23 protein-coding genes are annotated in these 25,673 nt (G+C 33.7%); 22 read left to right on the top strand and 1 reads right to left on the bottom strand.

Features of this window, described 5'->3' with window-relative positions; translation table 11 throughout:
- The first annotated feature begins 29 nt into the window (after nucleotides 1–29).
- The 22 genes from ftsZ to ACM591_RS09720 all read left to right on the top strand — a co-directional run bounded on the left by ftsZ (nucleotide 30) and on the right by ACM591_RS09720 (nucleotide 23,673).
- Complete coding sequence (gene ftsZ, locus ACM591_RS09825) at nucleotides 30–1,205, top strand: cell division protein FtsZ (protein WP_029377546.1); 1,176 nt, start codon at nucleotides 30–32, stop codon at nucleotides 1,203–1,205.
- A 126-nt stretch (nucleotides 1,206–1,331) separates the two neighbouring features.
- Nucleotides 1,332–2,120: a peptidoglycan editing factor PgeF gene (gene pgeF, locus ACM591_RS09820; RefSeq protein ID WP_047172510.1), complete on the top strand. Its 789-nt coding sequence runs from the start codon at nucleotides 1,332–1,334 to the stop codon at nucleotides 2,118–2,120.
- A gap of 17 nt (nucleotides 2,121–2,137) precedes the next feature.
- Entirely contained in the window at nucleotides 2,138–2,812 is a 675-nt protein-coding gene (locus ACM591_RS09815) for a YggS family pyridoxal phosphate-dependent enzyme (RefSeq protein ID WP_029377544.1), read from the top strand.
- A gap of 5 nt (nucleotides 2,813–2,817) precedes the next feature.
- Complete coding sequence (locus tag ACM591_RS09810; RefSeq protein ID WP_029377543.1) at nucleotides 2,818–3,417, top strand: cell division protein SepF; 600 nt, start codon at nucleotides 2,818–2,820, stop codon at nucleotides 3,415–3,417.
- A gap of 12 nt (nucleotides 3,418–3,429) precedes the next feature.
- Nucleotides 3,430–3,720, top strand: a complete 291-nt coding sequence (locus tag ACM591_RS09805; RefSeq protein ID WP_038678326.1) for a YggT family protein — start codon at nucleotides 3,430–3,432, stop codon at nucleotides 3,718–3,720.
- Between the two features lie 91 nt (nucleotides 3,721–3,811).
- Nucleotides 3,812–4,591 carry an RNA-binding protein gene (locus tag ACM591_RS09800; RefSeq protein WP_047172509.1) on the top strand — a complete coding sequence of 260 codons (780 nt, stop codon included), beginning with the start codon at nucleotides 3,812–3,814 and terminating at the stop codon, nucleotides 4,589–4,591.
- 153 nt (nucleotides 4,592–4,744) lie between these two features.
- On the top strand, nucleotides 4,745–5,362 hold the full coding sequence (locus ACM591_RS09795) for a DivIVA domain-containing protein (protein WP_326026856.1): 618 nt from the start codon (nucleotides 4,745–4,747) through the stop codon (nucleotides 5,360–5,362).
- 250 nt (nucleotides 5,363–5,612) lie between these two features.
- A complete protein-coding gene (gene ileS, locus ACM591_RS09790; RefSeq protein WP_058625808.1) occupies nucleotides 5,613–8,363 on the top strand; it encodes an isoleucine--tRNA ligase in 2,751 nt (916 codons plus the stop codon).
- A 249-nt stretch (nucleotides 8,364–8,612) separates the two neighbouring features.
- Complete coding sequence (locus ACM591_RS09785) at nucleotides 8,613–9,407, top strand: VOC family protein (protein WP_029377537.1); 795 nt, start codon at nucleotides 8,613–8,615, stop codon at nucleotides 9,405–9,407.
- A 212-nt stretch (nucleotides 9,408–9,619) separates the two neighbouring features.
- Nucleotides 9,620–10,096: a signal peptidase II gene (lspA, locus tag ACM591_RS09780; protein ID WP_029377536.1), complete on the top strand. Its 477-nt coding sequence runs from the start codon at nucleotides 9,620–9,622 to the stop codon at nucleotides 10,094–10,096.
- A gap of 12 nt (nucleotides 10,097–10,108) precedes the next feature.
- Nucleotides 10,109–11,026, top strand: coding sequence for an RluA family pseudouridine synthase (locus ACM591_RS09775; protein ID WP_029377535.1), 918 nt, complete (start codon nucleotides 10,109–10,111; stop codon nucleotides 11,024–11,026).
- Between the two features lie 428 nt (nucleotides 11,027–11,454).
- Entirely contained in the window at nucleotides 11,455–11,982 is a 528-nt protein-coding gene (gene pyrR, locus ACM591_RS09770) for a bifunctional pyr operon transcriptional regulator/uracil phosphoribosyltransferase PyrR (protein ID WP_029377534.1), read from the top strand.
- 276 nt (nucleotides 11,983–12,258) lie between these two features.
- Nucleotides 12,259–13,563 carry a uracil-xanthine permease family protein gene (locus ACM591_RS09765; RefSeq protein WP_029377533.1) on the top strand — a complete coding sequence of 435 codons (1,305 nt, stop codon included), beginning with the start codon at nucleotides 12,259–12,261 and terminating at the stop codon, nucleotides 13,561–13,563.
- A 32-nt stretch (nucleotides 13,564–13,595) separates the two neighbouring features.
- Nucleotides 13,596–14,498, top strand: coding sequence for an aspartate carbamoyltransferase catalytic subunit (locus ACM591_RS09760; protein ID WP_029377532.1), 903 nt, complete (start codon nucleotides 13,596–13,598; stop codon nucleotides 14,496–14,498).
- Entirely contained in the window at nucleotides 14,495–15,769 is a 1,275-nt protein-coding gene (locus ACM591_RS09755) for a dihydroorotase (protein ID WP_418354373.1), read from the top strand. The genes ACM591_RS09760 and ACM591_RS09755 overlap by 4 nt, the downstream gene beginning before the upstream one ends.
- Nucleotides 15,769–16,869 (top strand): carbamoyl phosphate synthase small subunit, encoded by a 1,101-nt coding sequence (locus tag ACM591_RS09750; RefSeq protein WP_058625810.1) that lies wholly within the window; start codon nucleotides 15,769–15,771, stop codon nucleotides 16,867–16,869. Before ACM591_RS09755 ends, ACM591_RS09750 begins: the two co-directional genes overlap by 1 nt.
- A complete protein-coding gene (gene carB / locus ACM591_RS09745) occupies nucleotides 16,862–20,035 on the top strand; it encodes a carbamoyl-phosphate synthase large subunit (RefSeq protein ID WP_038678330.1) in 3,174 nt (1,057 codons plus the stop codon). Before ACM591_RS09750 ends, carB begins: the two co-directional genes overlap by 8 nt.
- Nucleotides 20,036–20,138: 103 nt before the next feature.
- Complete coding sequence (pyrF, locus tag ACM591_RS09740; RefSeq protein WP_326026854.1) at nucleotides 20,139–20,831, top strand: orotidine-5'-phosphate decarboxylase; 693 nt, start codon at nucleotides 20,139–20,141, stop codon at nucleotides 20,829–20,831.
- Between the two features lies 1 nt (nucleotide 20,832).
- Entirely contained in the window at nucleotides 20,833–21,444 is a 612-nt protein-coding gene (gene pyrE, locus ACM591_RS09735) for an orotate phosphoribosyltransferase (protein ID WP_029377527.1), read from the top strand.
- A gap of 22 nt (nucleotides 21,445–21,466) precedes the next feature.
- The gene (locus ACM591_RS09730) at nucleotides 21,467–21,649 is read left to right on the top strand and encodes a hypothetical protein (RefSeq protein WP_029377526.1); all 183 of its coding nucleotides are present in this window, start codon (nucleotides 21,467–21,469) and stop codon (nucleotides 21,647–21,649) included.
- 613 nt (nucleotides 21,650–22,262) lie between these two features.
- Entirely contained in the window at nucleotides 22,263–23,117 is an 855-nt protein-coding gene (locus tag ACM591_RS09725) for a YitT family protein (protein ID WP_029377525.1), read from the top strand.
- Nucleotides 23,118–23,265: 148 nt separating this feature from the next.
- On the top strand, nucleotides 23,266–23,673 hold the full coding sequence (locus tag ACM591_RS09720) for a VOC family protein (RefSeq protein ID WP_326025709.1): 408 nt from the start codon (nucleotides 23,266–23,268) through the stop codon (nucleotides 23,671–23,673).
- 235 nt (nucleotides 23,674–23,908) lie between these two features.
- Here the strand turns inward: ACM591_RS09720 and ACM591_RS09715 are convergent, their stop codons facing one another.
- Nucleotides 23,909–25,606, bottom strand: a complete 1,698-nt coding sequence (locus ACM591_RS09715) for an Rqc2 family fibronectin-binding protein (protein WP_038678333.1) — start codon at nucleotides 25,604–25,606, stop codon at nucleotides 23,909–23,911.
- Nucleotides 25,607–25,673: the final 67 nt, after the last annotated feature.

The following is a 25,673-nucleotide window of genomic DNA, read 5'->3' as shown; positions in this document are numbered from 1 at the left end:
TTGGCCATTAAAACTAGGAGGAAATATAAATGTTAGAATTTGAACAAGGATTTAATCATTTAGCGACGTTAAAAGTCATCGGTGTAGGGGGCGGCGGTAATAACGCTGTAAACCGTATGATTGATCATGGTATGAATAATGTTGAATTTATTTCAATTAATACGGATGGACAAGCTTTAAATTTATCAAAAGCTGAGTCTAAAATCCAAATTGGTGAAAAATTAACACGTGGTTTAGGTGCTGGCGCAAACCCTGAAATTGGTAAAAAAGCTGCTGAAGAGTCACGTGAACAAATTGAAGATGCTATCCAAGGCGCAGATATGGTATTCGTAACTGCTGGTATGGGTGGCGGTACTGGTACAGGTGCTGCTCCAGTTGTAGCAAAAATTGCTAAAGAAATGGGCGCATTAACAGTTGGTGTTGTAACTCGTCCGTTTGGTTTTGAAGGCCGTAAACGTCAAACACAAGCTGCAGCAGGTGTTGAAGCAATGAAAGCTGCTGTTGATACATTAATCGTTATCCCTAATGATCGTTTATTAGATATTGTTGATAAATCAACGCCAATGATGGAAGCATTCAAAGAAGCTGATAACGTGTTACGCCAAGGTGTTCAAGGTATCTCTGACCTAATCGCTGTATCTGGTGAAGTTAACTTAGACTTTGCAGACGTTAAAACAATTATGTCTAACCAAGGTTCAGCTTTAATGGGTATCGGTGTTTCTTCAGGTGAAAATCGTGCAGTAGAAGCTGCTAAAAAAGCAATTTCTTCACCATTGTTAGAAACTTCTATTGTAGGAGCACAAGGTGTGCTTATGAATATTACAGGCGGAGAATCATTATCACTTTTCGAAGCGCAAGAAGCAGCAGACATCGTTCAAGATGCAGCAGACGAAGATGTAAACATGATTTTCGGTACAGTAATCAACCCAGAGTTACAAGATGAAATCGTTGTAACAGTTATTGCAACTGGCTTTGAAGACAAACCTTCATCACAAGGTCGCAAAGCTTCAAACACTGGTTTTGGTAATAGTGCAACAAGCGGAAGTACTACCAAAGAAGACACAATTTCTTCAAGTTCAGTAGGTGCTTCACAAGCATCATCAGAAAGTGCTAGTGAAGGTAGAGCGCATACAACTAATGAAGATGATATTCCAAGCTTCATCAGAAATAGAGAAGAAAGACGTTCTAGAAGAACTAGACGTTAGTCGCAATAAGTTTTGTAGACTAAATTAAATAATAAAGTGTCATCAGGTCAGTAGATCTGATGACTTTTTTAAATTTAATTAATAATAAAATTGTTGCTTTTATATATCCTATGGAGGTTTGTGGTCATGCAAGATAAATTTAAAAAAAAGCATCATATATTAGAATATGAGGACGATTATTTAAAAAAAGTGAAATTGGGTATAACAACAAGAGAAGATGGTTTTAGTCCCTTCCCTCGTAACGCCTTTAATATGGCAAGATATATTGATGATAATCAACAAAGTATCACTCAGCATCAAGAAATGCTTGCAACTGCAATTGAATTTCCTAGAGAGCAATGGGTTTTTCCAATTCAAACTCATGAAAATAAAGTTGTAGAAGTAACTGAGCAAGATAGAGGTACTAATATTGATTCACTCACAGATCGTTTGCATGGTGTAGATGCTTTATACACATATGATGAAAATATTTTGCTTACAATGTGCTATGCTGACTGTGTACCTATTTACTTTTATAGTGAAAAACATCATTTCATAGGTCTTGCACATGCTGGTTGGAGAGGTACTGTTGGTCAAATTGTCACTGAAATGGTTTCGCATTTAAATTTCGAGTTAAGCGATTTAAGTGTTGTTATTGGTCCGGCAACATCCTCATCTTATGAAATTAACGATGATATAAAGTCTAAATTTGAAGCATTACCGATAGATATTAATCAATATATAGAAACTAGAGATGTAAATAGACACGGTATTGATTTAAAACTTGCAAATGCATTATTGCTAGAAAATGCAGGGGTTCCTGAAAGTAATATTTATATAACAGATTATGCAACATCTGAAGATTTATCTTTATTCTTTTCTTATAGAGTAGAAAAGGGAAATACGGGTCGAATGTTAGCATTTATTGGTCAATAACGAAGAGGTGTATAGAATTGGACGTAGAATATAATTTAAAGTGTATAAATGAACAAATACAAACACATTGCGAAAAGAGTAATATTTCAATAATGCCAAACGTGATTGCAGTGACAAAGTATGTTACAATAGACCGAGCTAATGATGCTTATAATGCAGGAATTAGACATTTCGGTGAAAATCGTTTGGAAGGATTTCAACAAAAGAAAGCAGCCTTACCTAAGGACGCGGTGATGCATTTTATAGGTTCTTTACAAACTAGAAAAGTTAAAGAAGTTATTAATGAAGTTGATTATTTCCATGCATTAGATCGGTTGAAATTAGCAAAAGAAATTGATAAAAGAGCAGAACATAAAATTAAATGTTTTGTACAAGTGAATGTATCTGGTGAATCATCTAAACAAGGTGTTTCTTTATCAGAGGTTAACACTTTTATTGAAGAGTTAAAGCAATATGAAAATATAGAAATCGTTGGTCTTATGACGATGGCTCCTTTGACTGAAGATGAGCCATATATAAAAAGCTTATTTCAATTATTAAAAACAAAAAGAGATGAAATTAAAGCGCTCAATTTAAATAATGCACCTTGTACTGAGCTATCTATGGGAATGAGTAATGATTATCATTTAGCCACTGAAGCAGGTGCATCGTTTGTGAGAATTGGGACTAAACTTGTAGGAAAAGAGGAGTGAGCCCCGTGGCTTTAAAAGATTTATTTAATGGATTTTTCGTTGTAGAAGAGGAAGATGACGAATTAGAAGCGCCGCCCGAAGAAGAACAAAATAGAAACCAAAACAAACAACAAGCACAGTCTCAAAGTAACTTTAATGAACAATCAAACAATGGTTATACAGAAAAAACAAGATCAATACAGTCCGTTCCCAAGAAACAGTCAACAAGATTACAACAATCATCGGGTGAAAGGAAGTATCAAATGAATAACAGTTCATCTAAAAATAATACAAGGAACGTTGTGAATATGAATAATCAAGAACAAGATCAATTCGATTTTACACAAGAAAGTTCTAAGATGTGTTTATTTGAACCCCGTGTTTTTTCAGATACACAAGATATTGCAGACGAACTTAAGAATCGTCGTGCAACATTAGTTAATTTACAACGTATTGATAAAGTTTCTGCTAAACGCATTATCGACTTTTTAAGTGGTACAGTTTATGCAATTGGTGGAGATATTCAACGCGTTGGATCAGATATATTCTTATGCACACCTGACAATGTTGAAGTTGCTGGAAGTATCACTGATCAAATAGAAAATATGGAATACCAAGGTGAATAGAGGTAAAAGTAGATGGATATTGGTTTATTAGCAAACATATTTAATTTTATTTTATTCTTGGTTCAGATTTATTATTATGGGATGATTGTATACTTTGTTATGTCATGGATTCCCAATGCACGTGAAAATAAATTCGGTCAATTTTTAGCGAAGTTATATGAACCGTTTTTAGAACAATTCCGTAAAGTTATACCACCAATAGGAATGATTGACATTTCATCGATTGTTGCCATAGTAGTACTTGTACTATTCCGTAGTGGTTTAGCGAGCATATTTAATTTGATTTTAAGGAATCTAATGTAAAAGGTATTGTATAATACTTAAAGAACTAATATAAAATAAATGACAAGCACCTAACGTTGAATAACGAGAGGTGCTTTATATTGTATTTGGAGTGATACACATCGATATTTATCAGCATTTCAGAAAAGAAGAACACGATTTAATAGATCAACTTATTGATAAATGTAATCGTGCAAATGATCAATATGCTCCTGTATTGACAGCGTTTCTTGATCCACGGGGTCAATATATAATGGAGGTTGTTGCAGGTAGCTTTGACGATTTGAACGTTACATACTATGGTGGGCCATACGCTGAAAGAAAAAGGGCTATTATAGCACCAAGTTACTTTGAACCAACTGAAGAAGCATTTGAAATTGTATTGATTGATGTTGATTATCCACAAAAATTTGTAACACTTCAACATCAACATATTTTAGGTACAATTATGTCGCTCGGAATTGAAAGAGAACAGTTAGGTGATATTGTTGTATCAGATAAGATTCAATTCACTTTGACAAAGCAACTTGAATCTTATATTATATTAGAATTAAATAGAATCAAAGGCGCAACAGTTAAACTTAATTCTATTCCTATAAAAGATATGATACAATCAAAAGAGAATTGGCAAACATTTGATACAACAGTAAGTGGCTTAAGGTTAGATGTTGTATTAAAAGACATGATACGCAAATCTCGAACTATTGCAAAACAACTAATAGACAAAAAACGTGTTAAAGTAAATCATACAGTAATTGATGCCACAGACTTTCAACTTGATAGTGGTGACTTATTGTCAATACAAGGATTTGGTAGAGCTATGATTACTGACATAGGCGGTAAAACTAAAAAAGATAAAATTAGAATTTCTTACAAAACGTTATTCAAATAGTGGTATAATAAGCTATCTTATAATTTGAGACTACGTCTTTAACGCTTTGCACAATTTAGTAAATGATATATTATAAAAACATATTGTAGATAAAACACTATTTCTGTTATTTAATCGATGGAGAAAATAGTGTATTATAGAAGGAGGATATTTATGCCTTTTACACCAAATGAAATTAAGAATAAAACTTTTACAAATGCAAGAAATGGTTTTGAGCCAACTGAAGTCGAAAGTTATTTAGAACAACTTAGTAATGAAATTGAACATTTGAAAGAAGACAAAGCACAATTGGAAAAAGTGATTGAAGACAAAGAAAGTAATATTCAATCATATAAAGAGGTACATCAATCTGTAAGTGACGCGTTAATACAAGCTAAACAAGCAGGAGAAGAAACTAAAGTAGCTGCGACAAAAGATGCTGAAGCAACCGTTTCTAAAGCGAAAGCAGAAGCAGATAGAATTGTTAACGATGCAGTTGAAAAAGCACGTAGACTTTCTTTCCAAACTGAAGATATGAAACGACAATCTAAAATATTTAGATCACGTTTCCGTATGTTAGTTGAAGCGCAATTAGACTTACTTAAAAATGAAGATTGGGATTATTTATTAAATTATGATCTTGATTCTGAACAAGTTACTGAAGAAAACATTAATCATTTAAACGATAATGAATTGACTGAAGAAGAAAAAGCTATGAAAGCTAGAGCAGAAGCAGATAATAATGCCAATGCTAGTAACCAAGCATCAGCTACTGATTCAGAGAATAAATAATATTTGATAACAGACGCGTTTGAAATATTAAACATATCACAGCGAGTTAGGGATGGTGGAAGCCTTTCATATGTTAGTTTCTTATATCACTGTTATGTCATCACAAAGTAATAAAGATAATGAGAGAACTCTAAGTTGAGTTAATCAGGGTGGTAACGCGGTATACATCGTCCCTGTTAATTGAACTTAGAGTTCTTTTTATTATTTAAAATGAATAAAGTATGAAAATCGGAACGAGGAGTGTATAGAAATGGACTATAAAGATACATTATTAATGCCAAAAACAGATTTCCCAATGCGTGGTGGTTTGCCGAATAAAGAGCCTAAGATACAAGAAGAATGGGATGAAAAAAATATCTACCAAAAAGTATTAGATAAAAATGAAGGAAACTCTTCATACATTCTACATGATGGCCCACCATATGCGAATGGTAACTTACACATGGGACATGCATTAAACAAAATTTTAAAAGATATCATAACACGTTATAAATCAATGCGTGGGTATTATGCACCGTACGTGCCTGGATGGGATACTCATGGTTTACCAATCGAACAAGCGTTAACTAAAAAAGGTGTTAAACGCAAAGAATTGTCTATAGCAGAATTCAGAAAAAAATGTGAAGCATTTGCATTAGAACAAATTGAAAATCAGAAAAAAGATTTCAAGCGTTTAGGTATTAAAGGCGATTTTAATAATCCTTATATTACTTTAAAACCAGAATATGAAGCAGCTCAAATTCGTTTATTTGGAGAAATGGCAGATAAAGGTTTAATTTATAAAGGTAAAAAACCAGTATATTGGTCACCATCAAGTGAATCTTCATTAGCAGAAGCAGAAATTGAATATCAAGATAAACGTTCACCATCTATTTATGTAGCATTTGATGTTAAAGATGGTAAAGGCATTGTCGATCCAGATGCGAAATTTATTATCTGGACTACAACACCGTGGACATTACCGTCAAATGTGGCGATTACTGTGCATCCTGATTTAACTTACGGTCAATATAATGTAAATGGCCAAAAATATATCATTGGTAAAGATTTAGCGAGTGATGTTGTAGAAGCGTTAGGCTGGGACGAAGATACCTTAGTATTAGAAAATGAATTTAAAGGTAAAGAATTAGAATATGTTGAAGCGCAACACCCATTCTTTGAACGTGAATCATTAGTGATTAATGGTTTGCATGTCACTACTGATGCAGGTACTGGATGTGTACACACAGCGCCTGGACATGGTGAAGACGACTATATAGTTGGTCAAAAATATAATTTACCTGTTATTAGCCCAGTTGATGATAAAGGTGTATTTACTGATGAAGCTGGCCAATTTGAAGGCATGTTTTATGATAAAGCGAATAAAGAAATCACAGACTTACTAAAAGAAAATGGTGCATTATTGCATTTAGAATTTATTACGCATAGTTATCCTCATGATTGGCGTACGAAAAAACCAGTTATTTTTAGAGCGACACCACAATGGTTTGCATCTATAGATAAGGTGCGTCAAGATATTTTAGATTCTATTGATGAAACACAATTCAAAGTGGACTGGGGTAAAACACGTATCTATAATATGATTCGTGACCGTGGCGAATGGGTTATTTCACGTCAACGTGTATGGGGCGTGCCATTACCAGTGTTTTATGCTGAAAATGGTGACATTATTATGACATCAGAAACAGTTAACCATGTTGCTGATTTATTTGAAGCAAATGGATCAAACATCTGGTTTGAACGTGAGGCGAAAGATTTACTACCTGAAGGCTTTACGCATCCAAGTAGCCCGAATGGTGAATTTACAAAAGAAACTGATATCATGGATGTTTGGTTTGACTCAGGTTCATCACATCGTGGTGTATTAGAGGCACGTCCGGAATTATCATACCCAGCTGATTTATACCTTGAAGGTAGTGACCAATACCGTGGTTGGTTCAACTCATCAATTACAACTTCTGTAGCTACAAGAGGTCAATCTCCATATAAAATGTTATTATCACATGGTTTTGTAATGGATGGAGAAGGTAAGAAAATGAGTAAATCATTAGGCAATGTGATTGTGCCGGATCAAATTGTGAAACAAAAAGGTGCAGATATTGCACGTCTATGGGTTAGTAGTGTTGATTATCTAGCAGATGTACGTATTTCAGATGAAATCTTAAAACAAACTTCTGACGTCTACAGAAAAATTAGAAATACTTTAAGATTTATGTTAGGTAACGTAAATGATTATAATCCTGCTACGGATGCAATCGCTGAAGATAATTTATTAGAAGTAGATAAATATTTATTGAACAGATTACGTGAGTTTACTGCAAATACTTTAGACCACTATGATAACTATGATTATTTAGATATCTTCCAAGAAGTTCAAAACTTTATTAATGTAGAACTTAGTAACTTCTACTTAGATTATGGTAAAGATATTCTTTATATTGAAGAACGTGATTCACATAAACGTCGTAGTATGCAAACAGTTTTATATCAAATCGTAGTTGATATGACGAAATTATTAGCTCCAATCTTAGTGCATACATCTGAAGAAGTTTGGTCACATATTCCTCACGTAGAGGAAGAAAGTGTACACTTAACAAACATGCCAGAGCGAGTTGAAGTAGACCGTGAATTTGTAGATAGATGGAACACATTTATGAAATTACGTGATGATGTTAACCGTGCATTAGAAGTTGCACGTAACGAAAAAGTAATTGGTAAATCATTAGAAGCTAAGGTTGTGATTGGAAGAAATGATAACTTTGATGCGACATCATTCTTACAACAATTTGCTGACTTACAACAATTATTTATTACTTCTCAAGCAGAAGTAGTAGATCATGTGGAAGATGGAATTCCATATCAATATGGAGATATCCGTATTGAGCATGCACATGGTGAAAAATGTGAGCGTTGCTGGAATTACAGTGAATCATTAGGTTCTGTAGGTGAACTAAATAACCTGTGTCCACGTTGTCAAGAAGTTGTCAAAACACTAGTATAATTGAGACGCTAGTTGTTATTAATTAAATATATTGATTTGGATGAGGCTGGGGCATAATTAAGTGTCTTAGCCTCATCTTTGCTGGAGTGGGATGATATTAAAGCTTATGTTATAAAATATAAGGGTCATTACCACTCAATATTTCCGATTGCTTTATTTTATTTTTTGATGGTGAACATTGATAATAGGACAGGAGCAAAGCAATTTAGTAGAATTTAAGTAAAACTTGATTTTAGAAGGGTGCTTTTTATGTTTCATAACCAAAGTGCGCATTTTGTAAACGGCATAACATTAAATGTAAGAGATAAAGAAGCTATGAAACAATTTTATGAACATATCTTAGGGCTCAATGTAGTGAATGAATCATATTCGATTGTCCATTATGAAATCGGTAATTCAAATCATTTTCTAACCTTAAAGCAAATCAATTATGGTAGAGAACCATTAACTTTAGAAGCGGGATTATTTCATTTAGCTATTAGACTACCATCGAAAGCAGATTTAGCGGATTTGCTTGTTCAATTAAGTGAGTATGAATTGCCTATTAATGGTGGTGAACATGATATTACAACGTCATTATTTTTAGAGGACCCGGAAGGCAATGGTTTAGAATTTTATGTGGATCATCCTATTGAAGATTGGGTGTTTGAAGATGACAAAGTTGTTTTAGAAACACAACCAATCAATGTACCTAATTTATTAACCTATGTTTCGAATGAGAAATGGCAAGGCATACCTGATGAAACTATAATAGGATATGTTAATCTTAAAACGATTGAGTTAAAGCGCGTAATTTCATATTATAAAAATTTCTTTGGTTTAGAAGCCTCATCCTTAGAAACAAACACAGCATTGTATTTATCTTCTAATGGTTATCACCAACATATTGTAGTCAATAATTGGTTTTCTCGAATTAAGCGTATTGAAAACCATAAAACATACGGATTGGCATGTGTAGATTATCACTATCCTGAGACGACTCACAAGAATATTACAGGCCCAGATGGTATACTGTTTCGTTTTAATTTTTATAAAGTTATGTAATTAATGTGAAAAGAAGACAAATTATTTTTGTTATGATACTAGGAAAATTCACTAAATGAATTTCATCTAAAAATATAGCATTATATCAATGGTTGATTATGAATTACTAACTTTTATATATATAATCAAACTGTAACTTTTTTTATAAGTTTTATTAGGATATAATGAAAGATGTTGTAAAAGCGACTGAACGCAGAATAGGAGGTACAGGCATGAAACGTCAGTACTATATTAGTATTTCTTTATTCATAACAATCGTTATATTATTATTAGATCAAATCACAAAGTTTATTGTTGCCAGTTCTATGAGAGTTGGAGATTCTTTTAACGTAATTCCTCATTTTTTAAATATAACTTCTCATCGTAATAACGGTGCAGCTTGGGGTATATTGAGTGGGAAGATGAGTTTTTTCTATATTATTACAATTATAATACTTGTTGTATTAATTGTATTTTACATTAAAGAAGCGAAACAGCATTTATTAATGCAAGTAGCTATCAGTTTGTTATTTGCAGGAGCATTAGGTAATTTTATTGATCGTGTGTTACATGGTGAAGTTGTAGATTTTGTTGACACAAATATTTTTGGTTATAATTTCCCGATTTTTAATGTAGCGGATTCTAGTTTGACCATAGGCGTGTTGTTAATAGTAATCGCTTTGTTAACAGATATGAAGAAAGAAGAATAGGAGAGATATCGTATGGATATACATGAGTTTAAGATAGAAGACCAGAACGATACAGGTCAACGTATTGATAAGTTATTACCTGAATATAATTCAGATTGGTCACGTACTCAAATCCAAGATTGGATTAAAGAGGATCTTGTAAAAGTTAATGATAAAGTCATTAAATCTAACTACAAGACTAAGATGAATGACCATATAGTTGTAACTGAAAAAGAAATAGTAGAAGCAGATATTCAACCAGAAAATTTAAATTTAGATATTTTTTATGAAGATGATGATGTGGCTATAGTATATAAACCTAAAGGAATGGTAGTTCACCCATCAGCGGGTCATTACACAGGCACATTAGTTAACGGCCTTATGTATCAAATGAAGAATTTATCAGGAATTAATGGTGAAATTCGTCCAGGTATTGTACACCGTATTGATAAAGATACATCTGGATTATTAATGGTTGCTAAAAATGATATAGCACATCGTAGTTTAGTAGACCAATTAGTTAAAAAGACAGTTACTCGTAAATATGTTGCATTGGTACATGGTAATATTCCTCATGATTACGGCACAATTGATGCGCCAATTGGTAGAAACAAAAATGACCGTCAATCGATGGATGTTGTAGATGATGGTAAAGATGCAATTACGCATTTTAATGTATTAGAGCATTTTGATAAGTATACATTAATCGAGTGTATTTTAGAAACTGGTCGTACACACCAAATTCGTGTGCATATGAAATATATCGGTTTCCCATTAGTCGGTGATCCAAAATATGGACCGAAAAAAACGATGGATATAGGTGGCCAAGCGCTACATGCTGGTGTAATAGGGTTTGAACATCCAATTACGCATGAAAATATTGAAAAATCAGCCGCATTACCTGATGATTTTGAACAATTATTAACTGAATTACGTAGAAGTGAAAAATAACTAAAATCTGAGACATTGATAAATGTCTCAGATTTTTTTGATGCATTAAATTAACTATTACTATAGTATACTTGTTATTTCGTGTTTACCGACTTGCAAGGTAATATGATTCATGGTATCATTATGTCAGTTTAATAAAGAGCGAACGTCTTTAATTGAGAGTCCAGAGAGGCTCCGAAGACATGTATTTAATAAAAAAGGTTATAAACTTACTGTTTATTCATACGAATGAAGAAACACTGTTGTAGTTATAGTATCTTAACGCAATAGGAGCCATAGTATAATTTTTAAACTATGGAAGAGAAAGCATCTCATGTTAATGAGTGATGTCTCTTGAAGTTTGTAGACTTTTTTAACTAAACCTCATGTCTAATAAAGACATGGGGTTTTCTTTATATCATCACTTAATTAAAGGCAGGTGTTTAAAAATGTCAGAACGCGTTATTATGGATGAAGCAGCAATACAAAGAACAGTTACACGTATCGCACATGAAATTTTAGAATATAACAAAGGTACTGATAATTTAATCTTGTTAGGAATTAAAACACGTGGTGCATTTTTAGCGAGACGTATACAACAAAAGATCGAACAAATAGAAGAGATAGCCGTACCAACTGGAACAATAGATATTACACAATTTAGAGATGATTTAGAACAAACAATAAATCAAGTTGATGAAAAGGCGTATGAAATAGACGTTAATATTACAAATCAAGTCGTCATTATTATTGACGATGTTTTATACACAGGGCGTACAGTGCGAGCTTCATTAGACGCTGTTCTACAGTATGCGAGGCCCAAAAAAATTGGCTTAGCTACTTTAGTAGACAGAGGTCATAGAGAATTGCCAATTCGCGCAGACTTCGTAGGAAAAAATATTCCTACTGCAAAAGAAGAAGATGTATCAGTATTTCTTCAAGAAATAGATGATAGAAATGCAGTTGTAATTAAATAGCACCTTTTAATTCAGTACGAGAGACTGGAAAAGGGAAGAGGTAAAAGCTAATATGATAATCACTATTTGAGAGGGATTCATATAGGCTTTTAGAAAGATAAGCTACCGGCTTAATACAAACACCTCTTCATATTATCTTGATTAATTATATCGAGCTATCGTTTTAACTTACGAATAAAGCTTGGTTTTCTATAATCTAAACAGATAATATATACTTTTTAGTCTCTTTACATGAATTCAATGTAAAGAGATTTTTTTATGAGAGGAAGCATAAACATGGAAAATGAAACAATGTTTGAACGGACAGTCAAACCAGTATTAGATGTGGGTGATAGACCTAAAATTGGACAATGGGCTTTCTTGAGCACGCAACATTTATTTGCAATGTTTGGTTCAACTGTACTAGTACCATTTTTAACTGGATTACCAATATCATCGGCACTTTTAGCATCAGGGATCGGGACATTGTTATATATCTTAATTACTAAAGCAAAAATACCTGCTTATCTCGGATCAAGCTTTGCCTTTATAACACCAATCATTACAGGGTTAAATTCACATGGCTTAGGCGACATGCTTGTGGCACTTTTTATGAGCGGCGTCATGTATGTTCTGATAGGTATAGCAATTAAAATTAGTGGAACAAATTGGTTAATGAACTTACTACCACCAGTAGTTGTTGGTCCAGTTATTATGGTTATCGGCTTGAGTTTAGCGCCAACCGCTGTCAATATGGCAATGTTTGAGAACTCGGGAGATATGAAAGGTTATAACTTAAGTTATTTAGCAGTAGCAATGATTACATTGCTGGTAACGATTATAGCGCAAGGTTATTTTAAAGGTTTCTTATCTTTAATTCCGGTACTCATCGGCATAGTAACTGGCTATATTGTTTCAATTGCTATGGGATTAGTAAACTTTGCGCCCATCGCTGAGGCCAAATGGTTACAATTTCCAGAAGTATACATACCATTTAAAGATTACACACCTTCGTTTCATTTGGGGTTAGTATTAGTTCTAATACCTATTGTGTTTGTGACTGTTAGTGAACATATTGGTCATCAAATGGTAATTAACAAAATTGTAGGACGCAACTTTTTTAAAGATCCAGGTTTAGATAAGTCCATCATCGGTGATGGCGTATCAACGATGTTTGCGAGCATCATTGGTGGCCCTCCAAGTACAACTTATGGAGAAAATATTGGTGTGCTGGCAATAACAAAAATATATAGCGTTTATGTTATTGGCGGTGCTGCAACAATTGCAATTATTTTAGGATTTGTAGGGAAATTCACAGCATTGGTTTCATCCATACCAACACCAGTAATGGGTGGGGTTTCCATTTTACTTTTCGGTATTATCGCCGCAAGTGGTTTGAGGATGCTAGTCGAAAGTGAAGTGGATTTCGCAAGTAACAGAAATTTAGTTATTGCTTCTGTCATTTTAGTCATAGGAATAGGTAACCTTGTATTTAATTTAAACGGACTAGGTATTAATTTAGAAATTGAAGGCATGGCACTAGCTGCTTTAGCAGGTATAACACTGAATTTAATTTTACCCAAAGAAACACTAGCAGATTAATAAAAAATTGTCATAATAAGGAGCTGAAAAATATGGATAATTTACTAACAATGGAACATTTAAATACGACTGAAATTTATGAATTGATCCAACGCGCGAGCGCTTTGAAAAATGGTGACACGAAACCATATTGTTTTGATGATAAATTCGTAGCAAATTTATTCTTTGAAAATTCCACACGCACGAAAAGTAGTTTTTTAGTAGCCGAACAGAAATTAGGATTAAAATTAATTGATTTTGAAACAGATACATCTTCTGTTCAAAAAGGTGAATCACTATATGATACTTGTAAGACATTAGAACAAGTAGGTGCAGATGTGTTAGTAATTCGACATCCTCAAACAAATTATTATGATGAATTAGAAAAGTTGAACATCCCGATTATCAACGCTGGTGACGGAAGTGGACAACATCCCACTCAAAGTTTATTGGATATTATGACAATATACGAAGAATATAAAACATTTGAAAACTTAAATATTTTGATTTGTGGCGATATTAAAAATTCACGCGTTGCCAAAAGTAACTTTCAAAGTTTAAGTGCTTTAGGTGCAAATGTGATGTTTTCAAGTCCAGAGTCATGGAAAGATGAAACATTAGAAGCACCTTATGTAGAAATAGATGAGGTAATTGATTCAATAGACATCGTGATGCTACTTAGGGTACAACACGAGAGACATGGTGATAGTGAAATAGCTAGTTTTGAAACTACGCAATATCATGAACAGTTTGGACTTACGCAACAACGATATAACAAGCTTAATGATCGAGCGATTATTATGCATCCAGCTCCAGTGAATCGAGGCGTAGAAATAGAAGATGCACTTGTAGAAGCACCAAAGTCTCGTATATTTAAACAAATGGAAAATGGTATGTATATCCGCATGGCAATTATTGACTATATCTTACAAATGGAAGGGGCAACAGCAAAATGAAATTATTAACAAATGCGCAAATATTACAAGACGGTGAACTAATAAAGGTATCAATTTTAATAGATGGGAAACATATTAAGAAAATTGCACCTCAAATAGAGGTTGATGCAGACACAGAAGAAATAGACGTCAAAGGACAATTTGTTTCACCAGGATTAGTCGATGTTCATGTTCATTTACGTGAGCCAGGTGGAGAACATAAAGAAACGATTGAAACAGGGACTAAAGCAGCAGCTCGAGGTGGTTTCACTACAGTTTGTCCCATGCCAAATACACGTCCAGTACCAGATTCTGAAGAAAATCTTAATCGCTTAAATCAATTAATAGTAGAAAATGCGCAGGTTAGAGTATTACCATATGCTGCTATAACAGTGAGACAAGCAGGTAAGGAACATGTTGATTTCTCTACGCTTGCACAAAATGGTGCATTTGCTTTTACCGACGATGGTGTAGGTGTACAACAAGCAAATATGATGTACGAAGCTATGCAAGAAGCTGCAAAAGTTAATAAAGCTGTCGTAGCGCATTGTGAAGATAATAGCTTGATTTATGGCGGTGCCATGCACGAAGGGGAACGTAGTAAAGCATTAGATATACCAGGTATTCCAAATATTTGTGAAGCAGTACAAATTGCTAGAGATGTGTTATTAGCGGAAGCAGCAGGCGCTCATTACCATGTTTGCCATGTATCTACTAAAGAAAGTGTTAGAGCTATCCGAGATGCTAAAAAAGCAGGCATACATGTAACAGCTGAAGTTACCCCACATCACTTACTATTGACTGAAGACGATGTTCCTGGAGATGATGCGATTTATAAAATGAATCCGCCTTTAAGAAGTAAAGAGGATAGAGATGCATTGCTTGAAGGATTATTAGATGGCACTATTGATTGTATTGCGACAGACCATGCACCACATGCAGCTGAAGAAAAAGCTCAACCAATGACTAAAGCACCATTTGGTATCGTAGGTAGTGAAACAGCATTCCCATTACTTTATACACACTTTGTTAAAAATGGTGAGTGGACATTACAACAGTTAGTCGATTATTTGACAATTAAACCAGCTCAGACATTTGATTTACCATATGGAAAATTAGAAGAAGGTGGATTAGCTGATTTAACAGTTATTAATTTAGATAAGGAAACTGAAATAAACGCAGATGACTTTGCGTCTAAAGGTAGTAACACACCGTTTATAGGGTATAACGTTTATGGAACACCAGTATTAACAATGGTTGAAGGTGAAGTTAAATTTAAGGAGGAAAAATAATGTTAAAGCAACGTTATCTTGTTTTAGAAGATGGTTCATACTATGAAGGGTACCAAATAGGCTCCGATAATTTAACACTAGGTGAAATTGTCTTTAATACGGCAATGACGGGTTATCAAGAAACGATTTCAGATCCTTCATATACCGGTCAAATTATTACATTTACTTACCCTTTAATAGGGAATTACGGTATAAATAGAGATGATTTTGAATCACTTGTGCCTACTTTAAATGGTGTTGTTGTAAAAGAAAGCAGCAGCCAACCAAGTAATTTTAGAAAACAAAAAACATTTGAAGAAGTACTTGTAGAGTATGATATACCAGGTATTTCAGGTGTAGATACACGAAGTATTACACGCAAAATTAGAAAATATGGTGTGCTAAAAGCTGCGTTTACAGATAATAAAGCTGAGATTGAGGAAATAGTTACACAACTAAAAACAAAAGAATTACCGCGTAATGAAGTGACAACTGTATCTACAAAATCTCCTTATGTATCTACCGGTTATGGCTTAAGTGTTGTCTTAGTTGATTTTGGTAAAAAACAAAATATTGTAAGAGAACTTAATGCTCGTGGTTGTAATGTAACGGTAGTACCATATGACACTACTGCAGAAGAAATTATAAGAATGTCACCTGATGGTGTGATGTTATCTAATGGACCTGGCGATCCTGAAGCGGTTGAAACAGCAGTGGAAATGATTAAAGGTATCTTAGGACAGGTACCATTCTTCGGTATTTGTCTAGGTCACCAATTATTTGCACTAGCTCAAGGAGCGACTTCTTTCAAAATGAAATTTGGTCACAGAGGTGCTAATCATCCAGTCAAAGATTTAAAAACTGGAAAAATTGCATTAACGAGTCAAAATCACGGTTATGCAATTGATAAAGATTCTTTAACAAATACAGATTTAGAAGTTACACATATTGCTATTAATGATGGTACAGTTGAAGGCTTAAGACATAAAACATTACCAGCTTTTTCGGTACAATATCATCCCGAAGCATGTCCAGGGCCATCAGACTCAAATTATTTATTTGATGAATTTATCGATATGATGAAAGAATATAAAACAAAGGAGCATACAATCAATGCCTAAACGTCAAGATATAGAAACGATTTTAGTTATAGGATCAGGACCAATTATTATCGGTCAAGCTGCAGAGTTTGATTATGCAGGTACTCAAGCATGTTTAGCATTAAAAGAAGAAGGCTACCGCGTAATATTAGTTAACTCAAACCCAGCCACAATCATGACAGATACTGAAATTGCTGATAAAGTTTATATTGAGCCACTAACGCATGATTTCATTGCACGTATTATCCGTAAAGAACAACCTGATGCACTCCTACCTACATTAGGTGGCCAAACAGGGTTGAATATGGCAATTCAATTACATGATAGTGGAGAATTAGAAGCTAATAATGTACAGCTATTAGGTACAGAATTGGAGTCGATTCAACAAGCCGAAGATAGAGAATTATTTAGAACATTGATGAATGAACTAAATGTACCGGTTCCTGAAAGTGATATCGTTAATACAATTGAGCAAGCATTTGCATTTAAAGAAGAAGTTGGTTACCCGTTAATTGTAAGACCCGCATTTACAATGGGCGGTACTGGCGGCGGCATTTGTTATAACGATGAAGAATTTAAAGAAATCGTAGGTAATGGTTTACATTATAGTCCGGCCACACAGTGTTTAATTGAAAAATCAATCGCTGGCTTTAAAGAAATTGAATATGAAGTTATGCGTGATAAAAATGACAATGCTATCGTTGTCTGTAATATGGAAAATATTGACCCTGTGGGGATACATACAGGTGACTCAATCGTAGTAGCACCTAGTCAAACGTTGTCAGATGTGGAATATCAAATGTTACGTGACGTATCATTAAAAGTGATACGCGCATTAGGCATTGAAGGTGGTTGTAATGTACAACTTGCGCTAGATCCACATTCTATGGATTACTATATCATCGAGGTGAATCCTCGTGTATCTCGTTCATCTGCGTTGGCGTCAAAAGCAACGGGCTATCCAATTGCCAAATTAGCTGCCAAAATTGCAGTAGGATTGACGTTGGATGAAATGTTGAATCCGATTACTGAAACATCATACGCTGCCTTTGAGCCTACATTAGATTATGTGATTTCTAAGATTCCACGTTTTCCATTTGATAAATTTGAAAAAGGTGAACGTGTTCTAGGTACACAAATGAAAGCAACAGGCGAAGTAATGGCAATCGGTAGAACATATGAAGAGTCCTTACTTAAAGCGATTCGTTCTTTAGAATACGGTGTACATCACTTAGGTTTACCGAATGGTGAAACGTTCGATTTAGATTATATTAAATCGCGTATCAAAGACCAAGATGATGAACGTTTATTCTTTATAGGAGAAGCGATCCGCAGAGGTACGACATTAGAAGAAATTCATGAAATGACAAAAATAGATTATTTCTTCTTAAATAAATTCCAACATATTATTAATATAGAACATGATTTAAAGGCTAATAAAGGTGATATTAATTACCTGAAATTTGCTAAAAATTATGGCTTTAGTGACCGTGTCATTGCGCATCGTTTCGATATGACAGAAACTGAAGTTCACGATTTAAGAGTAGCAAATGGTATTACGCCAGTGTATAAAATGGTAGATACATGTGCTGCAGAATTTGAGTCAGCAACACCTTATTATTATGGAACATATGAATACGAAAATGAATCTACCGTTACGGAGAAAGAGAAAATTCTAGTACTAGGATCAGGTCCAATACGTATTGGTCAAGGTGTTGAATTTGATTATGCAACGGTGCACGCTGTGTGGGCGATTCAACAAGCTGGTTACGAAGCAATTATTGTAAATAATAATCCAGAAACTGTATCAACTGACTTTTCAATATCAGATAAATTATACTTTGAACCACTGACTGAAGAAGATGTCATGAATATCATAGATTTAGAACAACCAAAAGGGGTAGTCGTTCAATTTGGTGGCCAAACAGCGATTAACTTAGCTGATAAATTAGCAAAACATGACGTTCAAATTCTAGGAACATCATTAGAAGATTTAAATAGAGCAGAAGACCGTAAAGAGTTCGAAGCGTTATTGAATAAAATTGGTGTGCCACAACCAAATGGTAAGACGGCTACATCACCTCAAGAAGCACTAGAAAATGCTAGAAACATCGGTTATCCAGTCGTTGTAAGACCATCATACGTATTAGGTGGACGTGCGATGGAGATTGTTAATAGTGATGCAGAATTAGAAGACTACATGAATCAAGCTGTTAAAGCTAGCCCTGATCATCCTGTACTAGTAGACAGATACTTAACAGGTAAAGAAATTGAAGTTGATGCTATATGTGATGGAGAGACTGTAATCATTCCGGGTATCATGGAACACATAGAAAGAGCGGGTGTTCACTCCGGTGACTCTATTGCAGTATATCCACCACAAACATTAACTCAAGAGGAAATGGATACGCTAGAAAATTTCACTATTAAATTGGCAAAAGGTTTAAATATAATTGGTCTTATTAATATTCAATTTGTTATCGCACACGATGGTGTATATGTCTTAGAAGTAAATCCGCGTGCCAGTCGTACGGTACCATTCCTAAGTAAGATTACTGACATTCAAATGGCACAATTGGCAATGCGTTCCATAATGGGAGAAAAACTTGTCAATTTAGGTTATGAAGCTGGAATTCAACCATACGCAGATGGCGTGTTTGTCAAAGCACCGGTCTTCAGTTTTAATAAATTGAAAAACGTAGATATCACGCTTGGACCTGAAATGAAATCAACAGGTGAAGTAATGGGTAAAGATTCTACAATGGAAAAGGCGCTTTACAAAGGATTAACTGCAAGTGGTATGGAAGTCAGTGACCATGGTACAGTCTTGATGACGGTAAGTGATAAAGATAAAGATGAAATTGTATCTATCGCACATCGCTTAAATGAAGTCGGTTATAAAATTTTAGCGACAGAAGGTACTGCCCAGAAATTAACTGAAAATCAAATTCCTTCAGAAATCGTTGGCAAAATTGGTGGCGAAGACAATCTATTAAATCGTATTCAAAATGGTGAAGTACAAATTGTCGTCAATACAATGACAAAAGGAAAAGAAGTTGAACGTGATGGCTTCCAAATCAGACGTGCATCAGTAGAAAATGGTGTACCTTGTCTTACATCATTAGATACAGTAGACGCATTAACAAGTGTCCTTGAAAGTATGACTTTTACAATGAAAAACATGTAATAGACATCAAAATAATTTAAGGTAAAATAGTGTTTTAATAAATTACTATTTTACCTTTTAATTAAGTGAATAAAGAAATTAAAAGTGTTGGGGTGTAATTAAAATGAAAAACTTACCTATTATTGCATTAGACTTTGATTCTGTGGAAGCGGTAGATGCATTCTTAGATCGATTTGAAGAACCATTATTTGTAAAAGTTGGAATGGAGCTTTTTTATCAAACTGGTCCACACTTGATATCATCGATTAAAGATCGCGGTCATGATATTTTTCTAGACTTAAAATTGCATGATATTCCAAATACTGTTGGAAAAGCGATGGAAGGATTAAGTAAATTGAACGTCGATTTAGTAAATGTGCATGCTGCCGGTGGAACTGAAATGATGAAAAGTGCTTTAGCAGGAATTAAAAAGCATAACCCTAACATCAAACTCATAGCAGTAACGCAGCTGACATCTACAACAGAAACAATGTTGAGAGATGAACAAAATATTCAAAGTTCCATTGAAGATGCTGTACTTAATTATGCTCAGTTGGCTCAATCATCTGGATTGCATGGTGTAGTATGTTCACCACTCGAAGCTGAATTGTTGAAAAGTGAACTAGGAGAAGCGTTTTTAAAAGTAACGCCAGGTATTAGACCATTAGATTCAACGAAAGATGATCAACAAAGAGTAACAACTCCTGAAGATGCTAAAGAAATGGGAGCGACACATATCGTTATCGGTCGTCCTATTACTAAAAGTAATAATCCAGTCGAAAGTTACCATAAAATTAAAGAAAGTTGGTTGAGGTAAAATGGTAAAAGCAATTGCAAAATCATTATTAGATATTAAAGCAGTTTCATTATCTCCAAATGATCCGTTTACGTGGAGTTCAGGAATTAAATCTCCAATTTATTGTGATAATCGCGTAACACTTGGTTATCCAAATGTACGACGCGATATTAGAGATGGTTTAAGCGAATTGATTAAAGCAAACTTTGAAGATGTTGAAATACTTTCTGGTACTGCAACTGCAGGTATTCCTCATGCAGCCTATGTATCTGAAGTACTTAATTTGCCGATGAATTACGTACGTTCAAAAAGTAAAAGCCACGGTAAGCAAAATCAAATTGAAGGTGCATCAAGTAACGGTAAAAAAGTTGTAGTTATAGAAGATTTAATTTCTACTGGTGGTTCATCAATTACAGCAGTTAATGCGCTTAGAGAAGCAGGCGCAGAGGTTGTCGGTGTGGTTGCTATATTTACTTATGGCTTGAAAAAAGCTGATGAAGAATTTCAAAACGTCGGAGTACCATTTTACACTTTGAGCGATTATAATGAGCTTATAGAAGTCGCAAAAGAAAATGGAGAAATTTCTGATAATGATATTAGTAGATTAGTTGATTGGAGAGACAACTTATCATAAGATACTAAGTGGAGGGGATGTTATGGCAAATGACCCGAAAGAAGCTTATAATCATTTCGCACACTTAAACAAATTTTTAAAAAAAGAACAAGATTATAGAAATCAAGATAATGTAGTATATGACAAAATGGATTCAATGCATGCAGCTGAAGAAAATATTTATAAAAAATCCAAATCAACTATTAAACAAAAAGGACACATTTAATAACGAACTCAATGTGACTTCTATATAGTTTTATTGTTGTTTAACATCATAATTTAGAATGAAGAGAACGAGAGATAACTTTATCTCTCGTTCTCATTTATACACGACAACTTAAAGTAATGCTATACGATAATACTATTACTCGGTATTGTATAGAAAAAAACGCCTCCGTCAGTTTAAACGGAGGCGCTTATTTATGTTGTTAAAATAGATGTACAATTTAAAACGTATATTTTAAATTTAAAACTAGCGTATCATTATTTTAATAATAATATAGCACACCAATATTACTAAGGCAGCTATAAGTAATGGAATAATATAATAAGACATGAAATACCTCCAGCAATTTTATTTATATTTTAACTGTGAAACGTAAAAAGTAAAAGTGTTATGATCATAAATAAAGTATAACAATAATAGACATTAAGATGTAATGCTTTAAATTATATTATAAACGTTGTGTGCGATTAAAGGTAGTATGGCTTTATCGGTTGTGGTACATTGGGCGTTACAATATAAATGAAAATTTTTGAAGATTGATGCACAATAATTTTAAATTAATTTATAAAACGCTTTTTTATTTATGAAAAATTTTAAAAAAAGGGGGACTTATATGAAAATGTTGAAACAGTTGTTTAAAGATCACACAAAAAATATCATTATTTGTATATTAGGAGCATTTGTAAGTGCGCTAGCGGTTAATTGTTTTATATTAGGATCTAATTTAGGTGATGGTGGAACAGTTGGTATATCACTAGCATTAAAATATGCGTTTGGATGGTCACCTGCACTAACATCATTGATTATTAACACAATCGTTATCATCGTTGGTTGGAAATTTTTGAGTACACGTACTGCAGTTTATACATTTATAGCGAATACAGCCATCTCTATTTTTTTAGATTTAACTAAAAATTTTAATACAGGAATAGATAACTTTGTTATAAATGCAACCTTTGGTGGTGTTTTAGTTGGTGTAGGTATTGGTTTAGTTATTGCTGCAGGTGGCGTTATTGGTGGAACATCTGTAATTGCAAAGATGTTAAATAAATATTTAGATATAAAAACAGCCCAAGCTATTTTCCTATTAGATGGTTTAGTCGTACTATCTTTTCTTTTTGTGTTACCTCTTATCAATGTGTTATTTACTATAATAATGCTATTTGTTACAGAAAGAGCAACTTCATTTATAATTGAAGGATTTAATCCTAAAAAAGCAGTTACAGTTATTTCTAGTAAAAATGAAGTTATTAGTGACAGAATTAATAGTTTTACGGGGAGAGGCTCTACTTTATTAAATGGTAAAGGTGGTTACGGTAAGCATGAAACGAGTATGTTATACGTTGTTGTTCCTCAATCACAAGTAACAAGAGTGAAAAAATTGGTGAATGAAGAAGATGAAAACGCCTTTTTAGTCATTCATGATGTACGAGATGTACTTGGCAATGGTTTCATTAACTTATCTTAAATGATGATATTCTTTGTAAAACGTTATTAAATTGTTTCGTTGATATCACTATAAAAAACGTGTAACTCTTTGATTTTTGTTCTGCTTTGTCGATTTTTTATGAAATATCCTTTATGCTAATGATAAGAAGTATTTAGGGGGTAAAATAATGGCAATACCGAAAATTACGACATTTTTAATGTTTAACGGCAACGCAGAAGAAGCAATAAATTTATATGTAAATACTTTTGAAGATGCTGAAATATTAGCATTGGTCCGTTATAGTGAAAGTGATAATGAACCCACTGGGGCCGTGCAACATGCAATTTTTAGGTTGAAAGATCAAGTATTCATGGCAATTGACAACATGAATGGCGTAGATATTGAAATGAATCCAGCTATGTCACTATATGTTACAGTTGATAGTCCAATTGAAATGGAAAGATTATTTAATAAATTGAAAAGTGGTGGTGCAATATTAATGCCTAAAACAGCAATGCCACCATTTAGAGAATTTACATGGATACAAGACAAATTTGGTGTGAATTTCCAATTGGCACTCCCAGAAAGTAATTAATTATAAATATAAGTGAATAAATTATTTTATAAAAATAGTCTTATCATCTATAATATTTTGTAACGTGCTGACGCCTGAGGGAATAGTATGAATGAGAGACTATAGGCACGAAACATACCCCCAGGCAAGCACGCACAATCAAAATCGTGAGAGTTTTATATAAAAAAGGACTAATCCATTAAAATACGGATTAGTCCTTTTTGAGAATTGGAATTTATATCCCATCCCCATTATGCTATTTAACTTTTAATTGTTGAATGTGATCATAATCTGGGGTAGCATAAAGTGTTTTTTGATTGTCATATGTTACAAAACCAGGCTTAGCTCCTGAAGGTTTGTGTACATGTTTGATTTCAGTGTAATCAACTGGTACTTGTGCAGAACTACCAGCTTTTGAAAAGTACGCTGACAACATTGCAGCCTCTTTAATTGTCTCTTCACTTGGCTCATCGCTCAGAATGACAACGTGTGAACCAGGGATATCTTTAGTATGGAACCAAAGATGATGTTTTTTAGCTTGTTTATTAGTTAAATAATCGTTTTGCTTATTATTTTTACCAACCAAGATTGTATCGCCATCTGTTGATGTGTATGCTTGGATTTGCATCGTCTGTTTCTTTTTCTTCTTACTTTGTTTACGTTGCTTCATAAATCCTTGATCGGCTAACTCGTCGCGAATATCATCAATTTCATCGACAGAAATATGGGCAAGTTGTTGCTCGATACTTTCAAAGTAGTCAATATTTTCTTTAGTTAATTGGATTTGATGTTGTAACTCGTGTTCACGCGTTTTTAATTTATTATACTTTTTATAATAATTTTGTGCGTTAACAGCAGGTGATTTTGTAGGATTAAGTGGTATTGTCACTTCCTCGCCATTATAATAATTAAGCGCAGTAAGTGATTCATCACCCTGTTCAATACGATAGATATTAGCAGTTATAAGTTCACCAAATAATTGTTGCTGCTCTTTTTCTTTGGTACCTTCACGTTCATCTATTAACTTACTTAATTTGTTTTGAGACTTGTGAAGTTGTTGTTGAACAAATTTTACTAAGTCGTTGGCACGTTGTTTAACACGTTCTCTTTCTCCACGCGCATCATAATAGCGATCTAATAAATCATGAAGTGAGTCGTAAAGTACTATGTCATCATAGAACTGGTCTAATTTCATGAAATAGAAATCTTCTTTTCCAGATTCGTGATTTTTATGGAAAACAGGCGTTGGCTCGCCTTGGATTTCCTCGAGTACTTCATCAAAAGCTTCCGGTAAAGTTTGCGTCGTCATAAATTGTCTACGATTTGCAATCTCATTAGTTATGAGCGGGCTAAAACCTTCGAAATGATTAAGCAATTGTCTCGCTATTTTTCCACTATTAAAATCGATATATTTTAACACTTCAACTCCAGAAATTTCAAAAGGATTAATTTTATTTTGAGTTGGGGGCGCTTCATATTGAAAGCCAGGCATAACTGTACGATATTGATTAGTATTTGGTGTTAAATGCTTAAATCCTTCAATAATTTTACGATTATCATCTACTAATATTAAATTACTGTGTTTGCCCATAATTTCTAAAATAATTGTACGGTAAATTGTATCACCGATTTCATCTTTACTTTGAACATCTATCTCTACACGTCTATCATTACCAATTTGTCTTACTGCTTTAACAATACCACCTTCGATGTGTTTACGAAAAACACGAGCAAACATTGGTGGATCAAATGGATTATCATATTTTTTATTCGTTAAATGCATTCTAGTAAAACTAGGATGGATAGAAAGTAGAAGCTGATGATTTTTACGATTTTGTCGAATAACGATTAACATCGTATCGTTTTCGGGTTGATTTATTTTATGAATTCTTCCATCTACAAGAAATTGAAGAGATTCCACTATTTTTTTAGTGAATAAACCATCATATGCCATTACTATCAGCCACCTTATTTTTAGTCATTCATCATATTGTAACATGGCAATAAGAAATCTTCATGGT

This window comes from Staphylococcus sp. Ze2, from assembly GCF_048568365.1.
Lineage (GTDB): Bacteria > Bacillota > Bacilli > Staphylococcales > Staphylococcaceae > Staphylococcus > Staphylococcus xylosus.
The sequence above is the reverse complement of the archived record's forward strand: the minus strand, read 5'-3'. Positions and strand labels throughout refer to the sequence as shown.

Excerpts from the sequence above, each read along its gene's own strand:
- ACM591_RS09720 (WP_326025709.1), top strand. The coding sequence starts at position 23,266 with ATGGCAATACCGAAAATTACGACATTTTTAATGTTTAACGGCAACGCA.
- ACM591_RS09730 (WP_029377526.1), top strand. The coding sequence starts at position 21,467 with ATGGCAAATGACCCGAAAGAAGCTTATAATCATTTCGCACACTTAAAC.
- ACM591_RS09795 (WP_326026856.1), top strand. The coding sequence starts at position 4,745 with ATGCCTTTTACACCAAATGAAATTAAGAATAAAACTTTTACAAATGCA.
- ACM591_RS09760 (WP_029377532.1), top strand. The coding sequence starts at position 13,596 with ATGGATAATTTACTAACAATGGAACATTTAAATACGACTGAAATTTAT.
- ACM591_RS09785 (WP_029377537.1), top strand. The coding sequence starts at position 8,613 with ATGTTTCATAACCAAAGTGCGCATTTTGTAAACGGCATAACATTAAAT.
- ACM591_RS09750 (WP_058625810.1), top strand. The coding sequence starts at position 15,769 with ATGTTAAAGCAACGTTATCTTGTTTTAGAAGATGGTTCATACTATGAA.
- ftsZ (WP_029377546.1), top strand. The coding sequence starts at position 30 with ATGTTAGAATTTGAACAAGGATTTAATCATTTAGCGACGTTAAAAGTC.
- ACM591_RS09805 (WP_038678326.1), top strand. The coding sequence starts at position 3,430 with ATGGATATTGGTTTATTAGCAAACATATTTAATTTTATTTTATTCTTG.
- pyrR (WP_029377534.1), top strand. The coding sequence starts at position 11,455 with ATGTCAGAACGCGTTATTATGGATGAAGCAGCAATACAAAGAACAGTT.
- ACM591_RS09715 (WP_038678333.1), bottom strand. The coding sequence starts at position 25,606 with ATGGCATATGATGGTTTATTCACTAAAAAAATAGTGGAATCTCTTCAA.
- lspA (WP_029377536.1), top strand. The coding sequence starts at position 9,620 with ATGAAACGTCAGTACTATATTAGTATTTCTTTATTCATAACAATCGTT.
- ACM591_RS09765 (WP_029377533.1), top strand. The coding sequence starts at position 12,259 with ATGGAAAATGAAACAATGTTTGAACGGACAGTCAAACCAGTATTAGAT.
- carB (WP_038678330.1), top strand. The coding sequence starts at position 16,862 with ATGCCTAAACGTCAAGATATAGAAACGATTTTAGTTATAGGATCAGGA.
- pyrF (WP_326026854.1), top strand. The coding sequence starts at position 20,139 with ATGAAAAACTTACCTATTATTGCATTAGACTTTGATTCTGTGGAAGCG.
- pgeF (WP_047172510.1), top strand. The coding sequence starts at position 1,332 with ATGCAAGATAAATTTAAAAAAAAGCATCATATATTAGAATATGAGGAC.
- pyrE (WP_029377527.1), top strand. The coding sequence starts at position 20,833 with ATGGTAAAAGCAATTGCAAAATCATTATTAGATATTAAAGCAGTTTCA.
- ACM591_RS09725 (WP_029377525.1), top strand. The coding sequence starts at position 22,263 with ATGAAAATGTTGAAACAGTTGTTTAAAGATCACACAAAAAATATCATT.
- ACM591_RS09755 (WP_418354373.1), top strand. The coding sequence starts at position 14,495 with ATGAAATTATTAACAAATGCGCAAATATTACAAGACGGTGAACTAATA.
- ACM591_RS09775 (WP_029377535.1), top strand. The coding sequence starts at position 10,109 with ATGGATATACATGAGTTTAAGATAGAAGACCAGAACGATACAGGTCAA.
- ileS (WP_058625808.1), top strand. The coding sequence starts at position 5,613 with ATGGACTATAAAGATACATTATTAATGCCAAAAACAGATTTCCCAATG.